Source organism: uncultured Luteimonas sp. (genome assembly GCF_947492465.1).
Lineage (GTDB): Bacteria > Pseudomonadota > Gammaproteobacteria > Xanthomonadales > Xanthomonadaceae > Luteimonas.
This window is the reverse complement of sequence record NZ_CANLNF010000002.1, coordinates 504,981-518,152: the sequence shown is the minus strand read 5'-3', so window position 1 is coordinate 518,152 and position 13,172 is coordinate 504,981. Positions and strand designations below refer to the sequence as shown.

At 73.0% G+C, this 13,172-nt stretch carries 13 protein-coding genes; all 13 read right to left on the bottom strand.

Annotated elements, in window-relative coordinates; genetic code table 11:
* Positions 1–658: 658 nt before the first annotated feature.
* Positions 659–2,668: a chemotaxis protein CheW gene (locus tag Q0863_RS07380; RefSeq protein ID WP_298576866.1), complete on the bottom strand. Its 2,010-nt coding sequence runs from the start codon at positions 2,666–2,668 to the stop codon at positions 659–661.
* Between the two features lie 3 nt (positions 2,669–2,671).
* Positions 2,672–3,040, bottom strand: coding sequence for a response regulator (locus Q0863_RS07375; protein WP_298576865.1), 369 nt, complete (start codon positions 3,038–3,040; stop codon positions 2,672–2,674).
* Positions 3,037–3,348: an STAS domain-containing protein gene (locus tag Q0863_RS07370; RefSeq protein WP_298576864.1), complete on the bottom strand. Its 312-nt coding sequence runs from the start codon at positions 3,346–3,348 to the stop codon at positions 3,037–3,039. The genes Q0863_RS07375 and Q0863_RS07370 overlap by 4 nt, the downstream gene beginning before the upstream one ends.
* 65 nt (positions 3,349–3,413) lie before the next feature.
* Positions 3,414–4,148, bottom strand: coding sequence for a chemotaxis protein CheW (locus Q0863_RS07365; protein WP_298576863.1), 735 nt, complete (start codon positions 4,146–4,148; stop codon positions 3,414–3,416).
* A complete protein-coding gene (locus Q0863_RS07360; RefSeq protein ID WP_298576862.1) occupies positions 4,145–4,918 on the bottom strand; it encodes a ParA family protein in 774 nt (257 codons plus the stop codon). Before Q0863_RS07360 ends, Q0863_RS07365 begins: the two co-directional genes overlap by 4 nt.
* Before the next feature lies 1 nt (position 4,919).
* Entirely contained in the window at positions 4,920–5,942 is a 1,023-nt protein-coding gene (gene motD, locus Q0863_RS07355) for a flagellar motor protein MotD (protein ID WP_298576861.1), read from the bottom strand.
* A gap of 4 nt (positions 5,943–5,946) precedes the next feature.
* Positions 5,947–6,687 (bottom strand): flagellar motor protein, encoded by a 741-nt coding sequence (locus tag Q0863_RS07350; RefSeq protein ID WP_298576859.1) that lies wholly within the window; start codon positions 6,685–6,687, stop codon positions 5,947–5,949.
* A gap of 7 nt (positions 6,688–6,694) precedes the next feature.
* On the bottom strand, positions 6,695–8,521 hold the full coding sequence (locus Q0863_RS07345) for a chemotaxis protein CheA (protein WP_298576858.1): 1,827 nt from the start codon (positions 8,519–8,521) through the stop codon (positions 6,695–6,697).
* 4 nt (positions 8,522–8,525) lie between these two features.
* Complete coding sequence (locus Q0863_RS07340) at positions 8,526–9,113, bottom strand: protein phosphatase CheZ (protein ID WP_345780519.1); 588 nt, start codon at positions 9,111–9,113, stop codon at positions 8,526–8,528.
* 35 nt (positions 9,114–9,148) lie between these two features.
* Positions 9,149–9,541 (bottom strand): chemotaxis response regulator CheY, encoded by a 393-nt coding sequence (gene cheY / locus Q0863_RS07335; protein ID WP_298576853.1) that lies wholly within the window; start codon positions 9,539–9,541, stop codon positions 9,149–9,151.
* A gap of 41 nt (positions 9,542–9,582) precedes the next feature.
* Entirely contained in the window at positions 9,583–10,344 is a 762-nt protein-coding gene (locus tag Q0863_RS07330; protein ID WP_298576851.1) for an RNA polymerase sigma factor FliA, read from the bottom strand.
* Entirely contained in the window at positions 10,341–11,225 is an 885-nt protein-coding gene (locus tag Q0863_RS07325; protein WP_298576850.1) for a MinD/ParA family protein, read from the bottom strand. Before Q0863_RS07325 ends, Q0863_RS07330 begins: the two co-directional genes overlap by 4 nt.
* The gene (locus tag Q0863_RS07320) at positions 11,212–13,014 is read right to left on the bottom strand and encodes a flagellar biosynthesis protein FlhF (protein ID WP_345780517.1); all 1,803 of its coding nucleotides are present in this window, start codon (positions 13,012–13,014) and stop codon (positions 11,212–11,214) included. The genes Q0863_RS07325 and Q0863_RS07320 overlap by 14 nt, the downstream gene beginning before the upstream one ends.
* Positions 13,015–13,172: the final 158 nt, after the last annotated feature.

Here is a 13,172-nt window from a genome sequence, read left to right as displayed (position 1 = left end):
GCTCCTGCAGGGGGAAGGCGGTCCATGCCGCTGGAGCGACCCGGGATCGAAAGCTCTTCGCGCGCGAGCGCGCTCCCACAGATGGCAGCGGTCATGCTGCAGGAGTGAGCCGGGACCGGGCACTCTTCGCGCGCGAGCGCGCTCCCACAGATGGCAGCGGTCATGCTGGAGGAGTGAGAGGAGTCCGAAGCTCTTCGCGCGCGAGCGCGCTCCCACAGGCAGCAGCGGGCGATGCTGCAGGAGTGAGCCGGGTTCGGACGCTCTTCGCGCGCGAGCGCGCTCCCACAGGCGGCAGCGGGCCGTGCTGCAGGAGTGGCCCGGGACCGGGCGCTCTTCGCGCGCGAGCGCGCTCCCACAGGGGGCAGCGGGCCATGCTGCAGGAGTGAGCCGGGTCCGGACGCTCTTCGCGCGCGAGCGCGCTCCCATAGGCAGTAGCGGGTGGCGACCCTGGGTCGGACCCCTTTCGCGCGAGCGCGCGCTCCTACAGGCAGCGGTGGATCCACGCGGTGGGCGCGGCCCGGGCGAGACCGCCTTTGCGTGCGGGTGCGTCCCGACGGGTCAGCCAGTCAACGCGCTGGGGTGGGATCCGGGGGCCGTCGCGGGCGGATGCCCGCAACGGATGGAAATCCCTGTCGGTCCCGGCGGGCGGCGGCCGCGGTCAGGCGGCGACCGGCAGCGGCGTGGCCTGGGCCAGGCCGCCGGCGTCGACGATCAGCGCGACGCGGCCGTCGCCGAGGATGGTGGCCCCGGACACGCCGGCGACGCGCTTGTAGTTGCTTTCGAGGTTCTTGACCACGACCTGCTGCTGGCCGAGCAGTTCGTCGACCTCCAGCGCCAGCCGGCGGCCGTCGGCCTCGACCACCACCGCGATGCGCGGCGGCGCGTCCTCGCCCTGGCCGCGCGCGGCCGCGGGCAGGCCGTACTGGGAAGCTAGGTCGAGCAGCGGCAGGTAGTCCTCGCGCACCCGCAGCACCCGCGCCTCGCCGGCGATGGTGCGCACGTCGGCGGGCGTGGGCAGCAGCGATTCGACCACCATGCTCAGCGGCACGATGAACACTTCCTCGCCCACCGCCACCGACATGCCGTCGACGATGGCCATGGTCAGCGGCAGCCGGATGACCACCGTGGTGCCGTGGCCGGCGCGGCTGCGGATTTCGACCTGGCCGCCGAGCGCGGCGATGTTCTTGCGCACCACGTCCATGCCCACGCCGCGGCCGGACAGGTCGGTGAGCGTGTCGGCGGTGGAGAAGCCTGGCGCGAACACGAGGTCCCAGACCTGGGCGTCGGTCGGGTTGTCGGGCATGGCGATGCCGCGTTCGGCGGCCTTGCGCAGGATGCGCTCGCGGTCGAGGCCGCGGCCGTCGTCGCCGATCTCGATGACGATGTTCGCGCCCTGGTGGGCGGCGCTCAGGCTCAGCGTGCCGGTTTCGTCCTTGCCTGCGGCACGACGCTCGTCGGGCAGTTCCAGGCCGTGGTCGATGGCGTTGCGCACCAGGTGCACCAGCGGATCGACGATCTTCTCGATCACGCCCTTGTCCAGTTCGGTGGCCTCGCCGTGGGTGCGCAGCTGCACCTTCTTGCCCAGGCGCGTGGCGATGTCGCGGACCATGCGCGGGAAGCGGCTGAAGGCGAAGTCGACGGGGAGCATGCGCACGCCCATCACCGACTCCTGCAGGTCGCGGGTATTGCGCTCGAGCTGCACCAGGCCCGACATCAGCGCCTCGTTGGCGACCGGATCCAGGTGCTCGGAGCGCTGGCGCAGCATCGCCTGGGTGATCACCAGTTCGCCGACCAGGTTGATCAGCGCGTCGACCTTGGCGACCGCCACGCGGATCGAGTTGTCGGCGTCGCCGCCGCGGCGCGCGGTGGCGGCGACCGCCTCGGGCGCGGCCGTGGCCGCGGGCGCGGAGACGGGCGTGGGCGTGTTGCCCAGCGAGAGCGGCGCGGGTTCGGCCGCCGGCGCGAGTGCGCTGGCCTCGATGCCCAGGTCGCATTCGTCCGAGACCCAGGCGAAGGCTTCGTCGATCGCCGCGCGCGGCACGCTGCCGGGCAGGGTCAGGTTCCAGGCCAGGTAGGCCTCGAACGGATCCATGTCGGTGAACGGTGGCAGGCGGGCGTCGATGCATTCCACGCCCAGTTCGCCGTGGCCGGCGAGCTCGCGCAGGATCCGCAGCGGATCGTTGCCGCTGAGGAACATCGACGGCGCCGGGGCGAAGGCGATGCGCCAGTCGCCGGCGGCCGCGGGCGCTGCCTCGGCGGCGGCAGCCGCGACCGGGGCCTCGCCGGCGAGCAGGGCGTCGAGCGCGTCGCGCGCGGCGGCCAGCGCCTGGGCGTCGATCGGGCTGCCGTGCTCGCACGCGGCCAGCAGGCTGCGCAGCACGTCCACCGAGACCAGCAGCGCGCCGATGGCGGCCTGGTCGAGGACGCGGCGCCCGGCGCGGGCTTCGTCGAGCAGGGTTTCGAGCAGGTGGGTCAGGTCGGTGACGCTGGAGAACCCGAACGTCGCCGCGCCGCCCTTGATCGAGTGCGCGGCGCGGAAGATGACGTTGATCGTCTCGGCATCCGCGGTGCCGGCGCCGGATTCGAGCGACAGCAGCCCGCGCTCCATGGCGTCGAGGCCTTCCCGGCTTTCTTCGAAGAACGCGGCATGGAAGCGGGTGATGTCCATGGCTCAGCTCAGGACCTTGCGCACGGTGGCGAGCAGCTGCTCGGGATCGAAGGGCTTGACCAGCCAGCCGGTGGCGCCGGCGGCCTTGCCTTCCATCTTCTTGTCGCCGCCGGACTCGGTGGTCAGCATCAGCAGCGGGGTGAAGCGGTAGTCGGGCAGCTGGCGCAGCTCGCGGATCAGCGAGATGCCGTCCATGCGCGGCATGTTGACGTCGGTGACCACGGCGTGGAACGAGCGCGTGCGCGCGATCTCCAGTGCGGCCTGGCCGTCCTCGGCTTCGCTGACCTCGAAACCGCCCGAGGTCAGGGCGAAGGCGACCATCTGGCGCATCGAGGTCGAGTCGTCGACGACGAGCAGTTGCTTGGCGCTCATGCAGTTGCTCCGTTGGAAGGAATGGGGTCGGCCGGCGCATCGTCGACGCCGAGGCTGACGGCGAGCGCGAGCTGGCGCGCGGCCGCGGCCAGGGTGGGCGAGGCCTGGGTGATGGTGGTGCGCTGGCCGCGCGCGGCGCGGTCGCGGACGAAGGCGTGCAGCAGCTGCAGCCCGGCGGCGTGCACGCGCTCGACGCGGTCGCCGGCGAGTTCGAGCGGAGCGTCGGCTTCGAGGTGGGGCTGCAGCGCCGCCTGCAGTTCGGCGACGCGCTCGATCCCGAGATCGGTTTGGAGCGTCAGATGGGTCATGGGCGTGGCCACGTGGATGCAGTCCTGAGGATTAACGGCGTCCGCAACCGCGACTTGAGCGCGCGTCAGCCGTACAGCGCGTAGGCGTCGAACAGCACCGTCGGTGCGGCGCCGACGCGGGCGACGCCGAGGATCACGCCCGTCGCGCTGCCGTGCAGCGGCGGCTCGATGCGGTCGCGGCCCAGGGTCACCACGTCCTCGACCGCGCTGACCAGTACCCCGATCAGCTCGTCGTCGCGCTCGACCACCACGATCCGGCTGTGTTCGTCGGCGTCGACGTGCCCGGCGTCCAGCCACAGGCCCAGGTCGAACACCGGCACGATGCGGCCGCGCAGGTTCATCACCCCGAGCACCGCGGCCCGCGCGCCGCGCATCGGCACGATCGGGACCACGCGCACCACTTCCTGCACGCGCAGCAGCTCCAGCGCGTAGCTGTCGCGGCCGACCACGACCCGCAGCCAGCGCGAGGTCTGCGTGATCGCGCTGGCCGGCGGCGGCGTTGCGGCCAGCGCCTGGGCGGGCGCCGGCGCCAGGAAAGTCGCGGGTGCGGGAGCCGGTCTGGCGGCGGCCGGTACGGCCGTGGGTGGCGGCACGGGGGCAGGCACGGGGTCCGGTGCGGGAGCAGGCTCCGGTTCCGGTGCGGAGACGAATCCGGGGGGTTGCATGGGATCGGGCGTGGCCATGGGCACTGCCCGTACGGGCGCGCCGGAATCGTCGGCGGCGATCATCGCCACCGGCTGGGAATCGTCGAGCAGGGCATCGACGTAGTCGATCACGTCGCTGGCGCCAACCGGGTTCATGCCGCGCGCCTCTGCGCCGGCTGCCCCTGCTCCAGCAGCCAGGACAGGGCGCGCGCATAGGCTTCGGCCCCGCGGCCACTGCTGCCGGCTTCGCTGGTCAGGCCCTGGGCATCGCGCAGGCGCGTATCCATCGGCACGGCGTCCGGCCAGACCCGGCCCTCGTACTGCGCGTGCAGCTGTTCGAGGCTCTGCACGCCCGAGCGGGTGCGCTTGTCGTACAGGGTCGGCAACACGTGCTGCGGCAACGGGCGCCGCCGCGAACGCTCCACCATGCTGGCGGTGCGCAGCATGTCGGCCAGGCCGTGCAGCGCCAGCGGATCGGTCTGGGTCGGCACCACCAGGCGGTCGGCGGCGGCGAGCGCGTTGACCATCAGCAGGCCCAGCGTCGGCGGGCAGTCGAGCAGGACGTGGTCGTAGCTGGCGTGGACCGCGTGCAGGGCGCGGCCCAGCGCCAGGCCCAGGCCCGGCGCGCCTGCGCTGCGCCGCTCCAGCGTGGCCAGGGCCGGCTGCGCGGCGACCAGCTGCAGGCCGGGCACGTCGGTCGCGCGCGCCAGCGCCGCCAGCGAGGCACCGCTGCCGACGAACAGGTCGTGGGTGCCCGCCGGCGGCGGATCGGTCGGCACCGAGAACGCCCGCGTCAGCGAGGCATGCGGATCCAGGTCGACCAGCAGCACGCGGCCGCCGTCCTGCGCCAGTCCGCGCGCCAGGCACAGGCTGGTGGTGGTCTTGCCGACTCCACCTTTCTGGTTGGCGATGGCCCAGACCTGCATGTCAGTCGGCTCCCGGGTAGGTGTTGGATGGCGTGAGGTGGGTGGCGGCGGAACCCAGCAGGGCGGGCGCGGACGCTGTGGACGGCGCTGTCGCCGGTTCCGGCGACGGCGCCGCGGGCGCGGGCTGCAGGGCGATCGTCGGCCCGTTTTCGGGGACCGCGTCGGGGCCGTCGGGCGCGGCCAGGATCACCAGCAGCACGCGGCGGTTGGCGTTGCGGCCCTCGACGGTGGCGTTGTCGGCCACCGGCTGGTGCTCGCCGTAGCCCACCACGGCCAGGCGGCCGGGGTTCACGCCCTCTTCGGCGAGCAGGTGCACCACGCTGGCCGCGCGCGCCGTGGACAGCTCCCAGTTGGACGGGAACACCGCCGTCTGGATCGGCACATCGTCGGTATAGCCCTCCACGCGCACGGCGTTGGGCTCGGCGCGCAGCACCTGGCCGAGCTTGCGCACGGTGGAGGTGGCCACGTCGCTGGGCACGGCCACGCCGCTGGCGAACAGGATGTCGCTCTGGATCTCGACCTCGAGGAAGGTGCGGCCGCGGCGTACCGCGACCAGCTGCTGGCGGACCAGTTCCGACAGCGCCTCCTGGATGCGCCGGCCCAGGGTGCTGAGCTGCGACTGGCCGCGCAGGCTGGCGTCCATCGCCGCGGCCTCGGCCGCCTGCCGCGCCGCCAGCGCGCTCTGTCCACCCATGGGCGCGTCGAGCATCTGCCGCACGCGCACGTTGCTCACCGGGCTGGTCGCGGTCGGGCCGGTCTTGGCGCCGGGGGTGAGCAGCGAGGGGCGGTCGAACGAGGAGCCGCGCAGCTGGGTCTGGCCGAGCTGGATCGGGGTGATCGAGCGCGGCGGCCCGCCGAAGGCCGAGGAGAGCGCGTCGGAGACCGCGCGGTACTTGCCCTCGTTGATCGAGGAGATCGCGTACATCACCACGAAGAAGGCGAGCAGCAGGGTCATGAGGTCGCCGTAGGGCACGGCCCAGGCCTCATGGTTCTGGTGCTCCTCGTGATGGTGCCGGCGTGCCATGGCGTCAGTGCACGTAGCCGCTGAGGCGGGCTTCGATGTTGCGCGGGTTCTCGCCCTGCGCGATCGCGATCAGGCCCTCGATGATCATCTCGCGCTCCACCGTCTGCGCGTTGACCAGGTTCTTGAGCTTGTTGCCGATCGGCAGCAGCGCCAGGTTGGCCGAGCCGATGCCGTAGATGGTGGCGGTGAACGCCGCGGCGATGCCGTGGCCGAGCTTGCTCGGATCGGCGAGGTTCTTCATCACCGCCATCAGGCCGAGCACGGCGCCGACGATGCCCAGTGTGGGCGCGTAGATGCCCATGCCCTCGAACACCTTGGCCGCGGCCAGGTCGCGCGCGCTCTGCCCGTGCAGTTCGATCTCCAGCATCTGCCGGATCGACTCGGGCTCGACGCCGTCGACCACCATCTGCAGGCCCTTGCCCAGGAACGGGTCGGACTGCTGCGCCACCTGCGCCTCCAGCCCCAGCAGCCCCTGCTTGCGCGCGGTGGTGGACCATTCGACGATCTGCGCGATCACCGCGGCCTGGTCGTGCGCCGGCGGCTTGAACACCCAGGCGACCATCTTCATCGCGCGCATGAAGGTCGGCAGCGACGTCTGCAGCAGGATCGCGGCCAGGGTGCCGAGGATCACGATCACGAAGGCGGCCGGCGACCACAATCCCGACAGCCCCGCGCCCTTGAGCACGCTGCCGCCGATCAGCGCGACGAGCGCGAGCACGGTGCCGATGACGCTGAGTCTGTCCATTGCCTGTTTAACGGTCCTTGCCGGGGTTACTTGAACGCAGGCCGGGCGTGCGCATGCTGCTGCCCAGCAGCGCGTCCACGTCCAGGATCAGGGCCATGCGGCCGTCGCCGATCAGGCTCGCGCCGGCGTAGCCGGGCAGCCCGCGCAGGGTCGGCGGCAGCGCCTTGATCACGACCTCCTCGCGGCCGCGCACGCGGTCCACGGCCAGGCAGTAGCGCGCCTCGCCCGACTGCAGCACCACGCAGGTCGAGTCGGGCAGCGGCGCCGGCGCCATGCCCAGCCATTCGCGCAGGCCCAGCAGCGGCAGCGGCTGCTGGCGCAGGTCGAGCACGCGCTGGCCGTCGATCCACAGCGCCCGGCCCGGGTCGTGCGAGAGCACTTCGACCACCCGCACCAGCGGCAGCGCGTACACGTCGCCCTCCACCTCCACCAGCAGGGTGGGCAGGATCGCCAGGGTCAGCGGCACCCGGATCGCGAAGCGCGAGCCGGCGCCGATCTCGGAATGGATCTGCACCGTGCCGGAGAGTTCGCGGATGCGCGACTGCACCACGTCCATGCCCACGCCGCGGCCGGACAGGTCGCTGACCGCGTCGCGGGTGGAGAAGCCGGGCAGGAACAGCAGCTGCAGGCACTCGTCGGCCGACAGCCGCGCGGCCGCATCGTCGTCGATCAGCTCCTTCTCCACCGCCTTGCGGCGGATCCGGTCGGGATCGATGCCGGCGCCGTCGTCGCGCACCTCGATGGCGACGTGGTCGCCTTCCTGCTGCGCGCTGATGCGCACGGTGCCGAGCTCGGGCTTGCCAGCGCGGCGGCGCGCCTCGGGCATCTCGATGCCGTGGTCGATCGCGTTGCGCACCAGGTGCACCAGCGGATCGGCCAGGGCCTCGACCAGGTTGCGGTCGAGTTCGGTCTCGGCGCCGGTGACTTCGAGGTTCACCTGCTTGTCGAGCTGTCGGGCGACATCGCGGGCGAGCTTGGGAAAGCGCGCGAACACGCGTCCCACCGGCTGCATGCGCGCGGTCATCACCGCACCCTGCAGACGCGAGGTCGCGACGTCGAGCGCGGCCACGGCGCGGTCGAGGTCGTCGTCGCGCAGGCGCGGGCGCAGGGTCTTGAGGCGGTTGCGCGCCAGCACCAGTTCGCCGACCAGGTTGACCATGGCATCGAGCCGGCGCACGTCCACGCGCACGGTGACGTCGGCCGGTTCGGGTGCCGCGGCCGCGGCTGCGCGTGGTGCAGGCGCCGGGCGCGGGGGCGGTGGCGGTGCGGCCGCGGGCACGGGCACTGCCGCCGGTGCCGGTGCCGGCGCCGCAGGCTCGCCGGGGATGCCGCCGCTGCCGTGCAGGCTGTCGAGCAGCGCTTCGAAATCGAGGTCGTCGAGCGAATCGCCGGCGCCGGCCTGCGTCGCCACGGCGGAAACGGGCGCCGCAGCCGGGGCAGGCGCGGCCACGGGCGCCGCACCCGCGCGCAGCGCGGCCAGCAGCGCCTCGGGCGCGGGTTCGGGTTCGACGCCACTGGAGATGGCGTGGAGCATGTCGATCAGCAGGTCGATGCCCTGCTGCACGCCATCGAAGGCGGGCGGGTCGAGCGGCGCGCTGCCGTCGCGCGCGGCGTTGAGGCGGTCCTCGACCGCGTGGCAGACCGACACCATCGTGGTGAAGTCGAGGAAGCCGGCACCGCCCTTGATGGTGTGGAAGCCGCGGAACACGGCATTGAGGCATTCGCGGTCGGCAGGCGCGCGCTCGAGCGCGACCATCTGCTCGCCGAGCTGGTCGAGGATCTCGCCGACCTCGACCAGGAAGTCGGCGCAGATGTCGGAGGCGGGCGAGGACATCGCGCTACAGCCCCAGCGACGACAGCAGGCTGTTGGCGTCGTCCTGGCTGGCCGCGGGCGCGTCCAGGCCCTGGATCGACGGGCCGTAGCCGTGGCTGGACAGCTGCAGCGGGCGGTCGCCGGCGGGCGCGTAGTCGCCCAGGCCTTCGTCGACCGTGCGCACCAGCTCGACCACGCGGCGGATGATCTGGCCGGTGAGGTCCTGGTAGCCCTGGGCCGCGGTCATCTCCGACAGCCGGCTGCGGATGCCGGCCACCGTCGCGGCGTGCGCCTCGGCTTCCGCGCCGGGAAGGGTGGCGAGCAGGCCCGCGCACTCCTGGATCAGGTCCAGGGTGTGGTGGCTGGCGTCCTCGCTGACCTTGACCACGTGCTCCAGGCGCAGGCAGGCCTCGGCCAGCGAACCGCCGCCGCTGCCGGTGCCGAGCGCCTGCTCCAGTTCGCGCGCGAGCTTGACCAGCCCCTGCACCAGCGGCTGGCTGCGCCAATGGATCAGCTCGTCGACATTGCTGCGCCAGGCATCGTCGTCCTCGTCCTCGAGCGCTGCCAGCGCGGCGTGCAGGCACTCGATCAGCGCGGCGCGTTCCTCGGCCACGCCGGCGCCCGGCGCGGTGGCGGCGGGCGCCGCGGTCACGCCGCGGCCCCGAGGCGTTCGAACACCTTGCCCAGCTTGTCGCCGAGCGTGGCCGCGGTGAAGGGCTTGATCACGTAGCCGTTCACGCCGGCCTGCGCGGCTTCGATGATCTGCTCGCGCTTGGCCTCGGCGGTGACCATCAGCACCGGCGTCTTCGCCAGCGCGGCGTCGGCGCGGATCGCCTTGAGCAGGTCGATGCCGGGCATGCCGGGCATGTTCCAGTCGGTGATCACCAGGTCGAACGGGCCCTTGCGCAGTTCGACCAGCGCGGTGGAGCCGTCGTCGGCTTCGGTGGTGTTGAAGAAGCCCAGGTCGTTGAGCAGGTTCTTGACGATGCGACGCATGGTCGAAAAGTCGTCGACGATCAGGATGCGGATGTTCTTGTCCATGCGGACCTCTTGGTTGCGTGCGGGGGCCGCACCGGTTGTGCTCAGGGCAGGTAGTCGTCGTCTTCGCCGTCGTCGCGGCGCCAGTCGGCCAGCCGCGCGCGCAGGCGTACCGCGGCCTGGCCGTGGATCTGGCAGGCACGCGACTCGCTCACGCCCAGCACCGCGCCGATCTCGCGCAGGTTCAGTTCCTGCTCGTAGTACAGCGACAGCACCAGGCGTTCGCGTTCGGGCAGGCCGTCGATGGCCGCGGCCAGCGCATCGCGGAACGCGCCCTGCTCGAACTCGCGTGCGGGATTGGCGTTGCTGTCGCCGGCCAGGCGCGGCTCGCCGTCGTGTTCGTCCATGTGCGCGTCCAGGCTCACCAGCTGCCCGCGCGCGGCGTTCTCGACCATGGCGTGGTACTCGTCCAGCGGCACGCCCATCGTTTCGGCCACCTGCTGCGCGGTCGCGGCCTGGCCGGTGCGCTGTTCGACCTCGCGGGTGGCGGCGACGATGTCGCGGTAGCGCCGGTGCACCGAGCGCGGCACCCAGTCGCCGCGGCGGATCTCGTCGATCATCGCGCCGCGGATGCGGATCGAGGCGTAGGTCTCGAAGGCCGCGCCCTGGTCGGACTGGAAATTCCGGGCCGCGTCGATCAGGCCGAGCATGCCGGCCTGCACCAGGTCGTCGATCTCGACGCTGGCCGGCAGGCGCGCGGCGAGGTGGTGGGCGATGCGGCGCACGAGTTCGCCGTGCTTCTCGACGACCTCGGCGGTGGAACCCTGCTGGTTGGCGCGGTAACGCGCGGTCGCGATGGCGTTCATGCGGCCGCTCCCCGCGCTGCGGCGGCGGACGGTGCCGACACTAGGCGCTCGAGGAAGAACTCGACGTGGCCGCGCGCGCCCGGCGGCGACTGCCACTGGCGCGAGCGCCGGGCGATGTCGCGGAAGGCGACCGAGGAGGGCGCCGACGGGAACGCGTCGACCACCGCTTCCTGGCGCTGCACCGCGCGCCGCAGCCATTCGTCGCGCGGGATCGCGCCGAGGTAGTTGAGGGTGACGTCGAGGAAGCGCGCGCTCACCCGCTGCAGCTTCTCGAACAGCTGGCGGCCCTCGGCCGGATCCTGCACCTGGTTGGCCAGCACCTGCACCCGGCTCACGCCGCGGTCGCGGCTGAGCACCTTGATCAAGGCGTAGGCGTCGGTGACCGAGGCCGGTTCGTCGCAGACCACCACGATCACGTCCTGCGCGGCCTGGCAGAAGGTGAGCACGCCATCGGCGATGCCGGCGGCGTTGTCGACCACCATCGCGTCCAGGTCGAGGTCGAGCTGCGAGAAGGCGTGCACCAGGCCGACGTGCTGGGCGGGGCTGAGCTCGGTCATGTGGCGCTTGCCCGAGGCGGCCGGCACCACCAGCAGGCCGCTGGGGGTTTCGATGATGGTGTCGCGCAGCTCGCAGCGGTCGGCGAACACGTCGGCCAGGGTGTGGCGCGGAGCCAGGCCGAGCATCACGTCGACGTTGGCCAGGCCCAGGTCGGTGTCCAGCAGCAGGGTGCGCTGGCCGGCGTTGACCAGGGCGGTGGCGAGGTTGACCGAGACCGAGGTCTTGCCGACGCCGCCCTTGCCGCTGGCGACGGCGATCACCCGCACCGGGCCGGGGGCCTTGTCTGCGGGAAAAACGGGCACGATGGGGTCAGGCGACTGCATGGCGGTCCTCGGTGGCGAGGGGGTTATCGGCAGCACGGCGGGATTTCTCCAGTGACTGGACGAGGCGGCTGGCATCGGCGGCGTCGAGATCCGACGGCACCTGCTGGCCCTGTGCGGTATAGGCAAGTCCCAGGCCATGGCGGGCCAGGACCGACAGCGCCGAGCCCAGCTGGCCGGCCTCGTCGAGCTTGGTCAGCACCACGCCCTCGGGCTTGGCCGGGCGGTAGCGGCGGATCACTTCGCCGAGGTCGTGCGGATGGGCATTCGCCGGCAGCACCAGCAGGCTGCGCACGCGCTTGGCCGCGCGCAGCCACAGGATCTGGCTGAACACCGCGCGGTCGCGCGGGGCATGGCCGGTGGTGTCGACCAGCACCAGCGGGTAGTCGACCAGCTGGGCGAGCGTGTCCTGCAGCCGCTCCGGGCCTTCGGCCTCGCATACGGTGATGCCCAGGCGACGGCCATGGGCCTGCAGCTGCTCGCGCGCGCCGGGACGCTGGCAGTCGGTGGTGACCAGGGCCACGTCGCGGGCGCGGTGGCGGGCGGCGAAGCGCGCGGCCAGCTTGGCCGCGGTGGTGGTCTTGCCGGCGCCGGTCGGGCCGACCAGGGCGATCACGCCGCCTTCTTCCAGCGGCTCGCTGCGCAGCACGGTGAGCATGCGCGCCAGTTCGGCCAACATCGGCGCCTGCACTTCGTCGACGGGCAGGCGCGGGTCGATGCGCTCGGCCACGGCCCGCGCCAGCGATTCCTCGCAGCCGTAGCCGGCCAGCGCCTCGAGCACGGCGGCGCGCGCGGGCGAGCCGCGCAGGCGCTCGAGCGAGAGCTGCTCCATCTGCGTTTCCATCAGCTGCCGCATGCGTGCCATCTCCTCGCGCATGGCGGCGATGGCCGGATCGGTGTCGGGCGTGGCGACCATCTGCAGGGCGCGCGGCGCAGCTGCGGCTGCGGTGTCGGCCTCCGCGGTCGCGGCGGCGACCGGCACGACGGGGGCGTGCATCGCGGCAGGCAGGTCCTGGGCGAAGATCGAATCGGGCAGGGCGGCCGGCAGCGGAGTGGCCGGCGCCTCGTCGTCGGCGCCGGGGCGGCGCGGCATCGGGATGTTGTCGGGCAGCAGCGGGACGAAGTCCTCGGCCTCGGCGGCCGGGCGGGCGTCGCCGGCGACCGCCGCGCGCCGCGGCGCGGCATCGAGCGCCGCCATCATCGCGTCGAAGCGGCTCGGTGCCTGCGCGGACGCAGGCGCGGCGGCGGGTGCGGGAGCTACGACGGGTGCCGGAGCCGCGGCCGCAGGCTGCGGGGTCCGGGCAACCGGGGCAGCCGGCGCAACCGGGGCAGCCGGCGCAACCGGGACACTGACCGGTGCGGGCACGGAGACGGGAGCGGGCGCGACCGGCTGCGCTGCGGCGGGAAGACGGGCCGGCTCCTGCGCCGACGCCTGCCCGGCGGTCAGCTCGGCCAGGGTCGGGCCTTCACCGATCCGGAACACGGCGCGGGCACGGGACATCAGCGACTCGCGCGGGGCAGCGCCTTCCGCGGATGCCGGCGACGGGTCGCGCGTCGCGGCCGGCGCGGGCGCGGCGGGCTGCCGTGCCGGCACCGCCTCGGCGGCCGGGGCCGCGGCGCGCAGCGCCTGCGCTACCAAGGCTTCGTCGTAGTCGGTGGCGGCCACCACCTCGATGCCGGCGCCGCCGGCACCGGGACGGGTGGACAGGATCACCGCGTCGGGACCCTGCTCGTCGCGGACCATGCGCAGGGCGGTGCGCATGTCGGGAGCGGTAAAGCGCTTGATTCGCATATCGGAGAGCCCGGTTCGGAGTGCGTTGGGAGTGCTCGCCCCTGTCCCTGCAAGAGCCGGGCCTGAATCGCCGCGCGGCGATGTCGGAAGCTTGGCGCTGCCGCGGCGACGGGAAACCGGCTCCGCCCGGGCGCGGGTGGCGCGGCGGGATGCGGTCG

Coding starts and splice junctions, on each gene's coding strand:
- cheY (WP_298576853.1), bottom strand. CDS start 9,541: ATGGACAAGAACATCCGCATCCTGATCGTCGACGACTTTTCGACCATG.
- Q0863_RS07320 (WP_345780517.1), bottom strand. CDS start 13,014: ATGCGAATCAAGCGCTTTACCGCTCCCGACATGCGCACCGCCCTGCGC.
- Q0863_RS07350 (WP_298576859.1), bottom strand. CDS start 6,687: ATGGACAGACTCAGCGTCATCGGCACCGTGCTCGCGCTCGTCGCGCTG.
- Q0863_RS07345 (WP_298576858.1), bottom strand. CDS start 8,521: ATGTCCTCGCCCGCCTCCGACATCTGCGCCGACTTCCTGGTCGAGGTC.
- Q0863_RS07325 (WP_298576850.1), bottom strand. CDS start 11,225: ATGCAGTCGCCTGACCCCATCGTGCCCGTTTTTCCCGCAGACAAGGCC.
- Q0863_RS07360 (WP_298576862.1), bottom strand. CDS start 4,918: ATGCAGGTCTGGGCCATCGCCAACCAGAAAGGTGGAGTCGGCAAGACC.
- Q0863_RS07375 (WP_298576865.1), bottom strand. CDS start 3,040: ATGAGCGCCAAGCAACTGCTCGTCGTCGACGACTCGACCTCGATGCGC.
- Q0863_RS07365 (WP_298576863.1), bottom strand. CDS start 4,148: ATGAACCCGGTTGGCGCCAGCGACGTGATCGACTACGTCGATGCCCTG.
- motD (WP_298576861.1), bottom strand. CDS start 5,942: ATGGCACGCCGGCACCATCACGAGGAGCACCAGAACCATGAGGCCTGG.
- Q0863_RS07380 (WP_298576866.1), bottom strand. CDS start 2,668: ATGGACATCACCCGCTTCCATGCCGCGTTCTTCGAAGAAAGCCGGGAA.
- Q0863_RS07330 (WP_298576851.1), bottom strand. CDS start 10,344: ATGAACGCCATCGCGACCGCGCGTTACCGCGCCAACCAGCAGGGTTCC.
- Q0863_RS07370 (WP_298576864.1), bottom strand. CDS start 3,348: ATGACCCATCTGACGCTCCAAACCGATCTCGGGATCGAGCGCGTCGCC.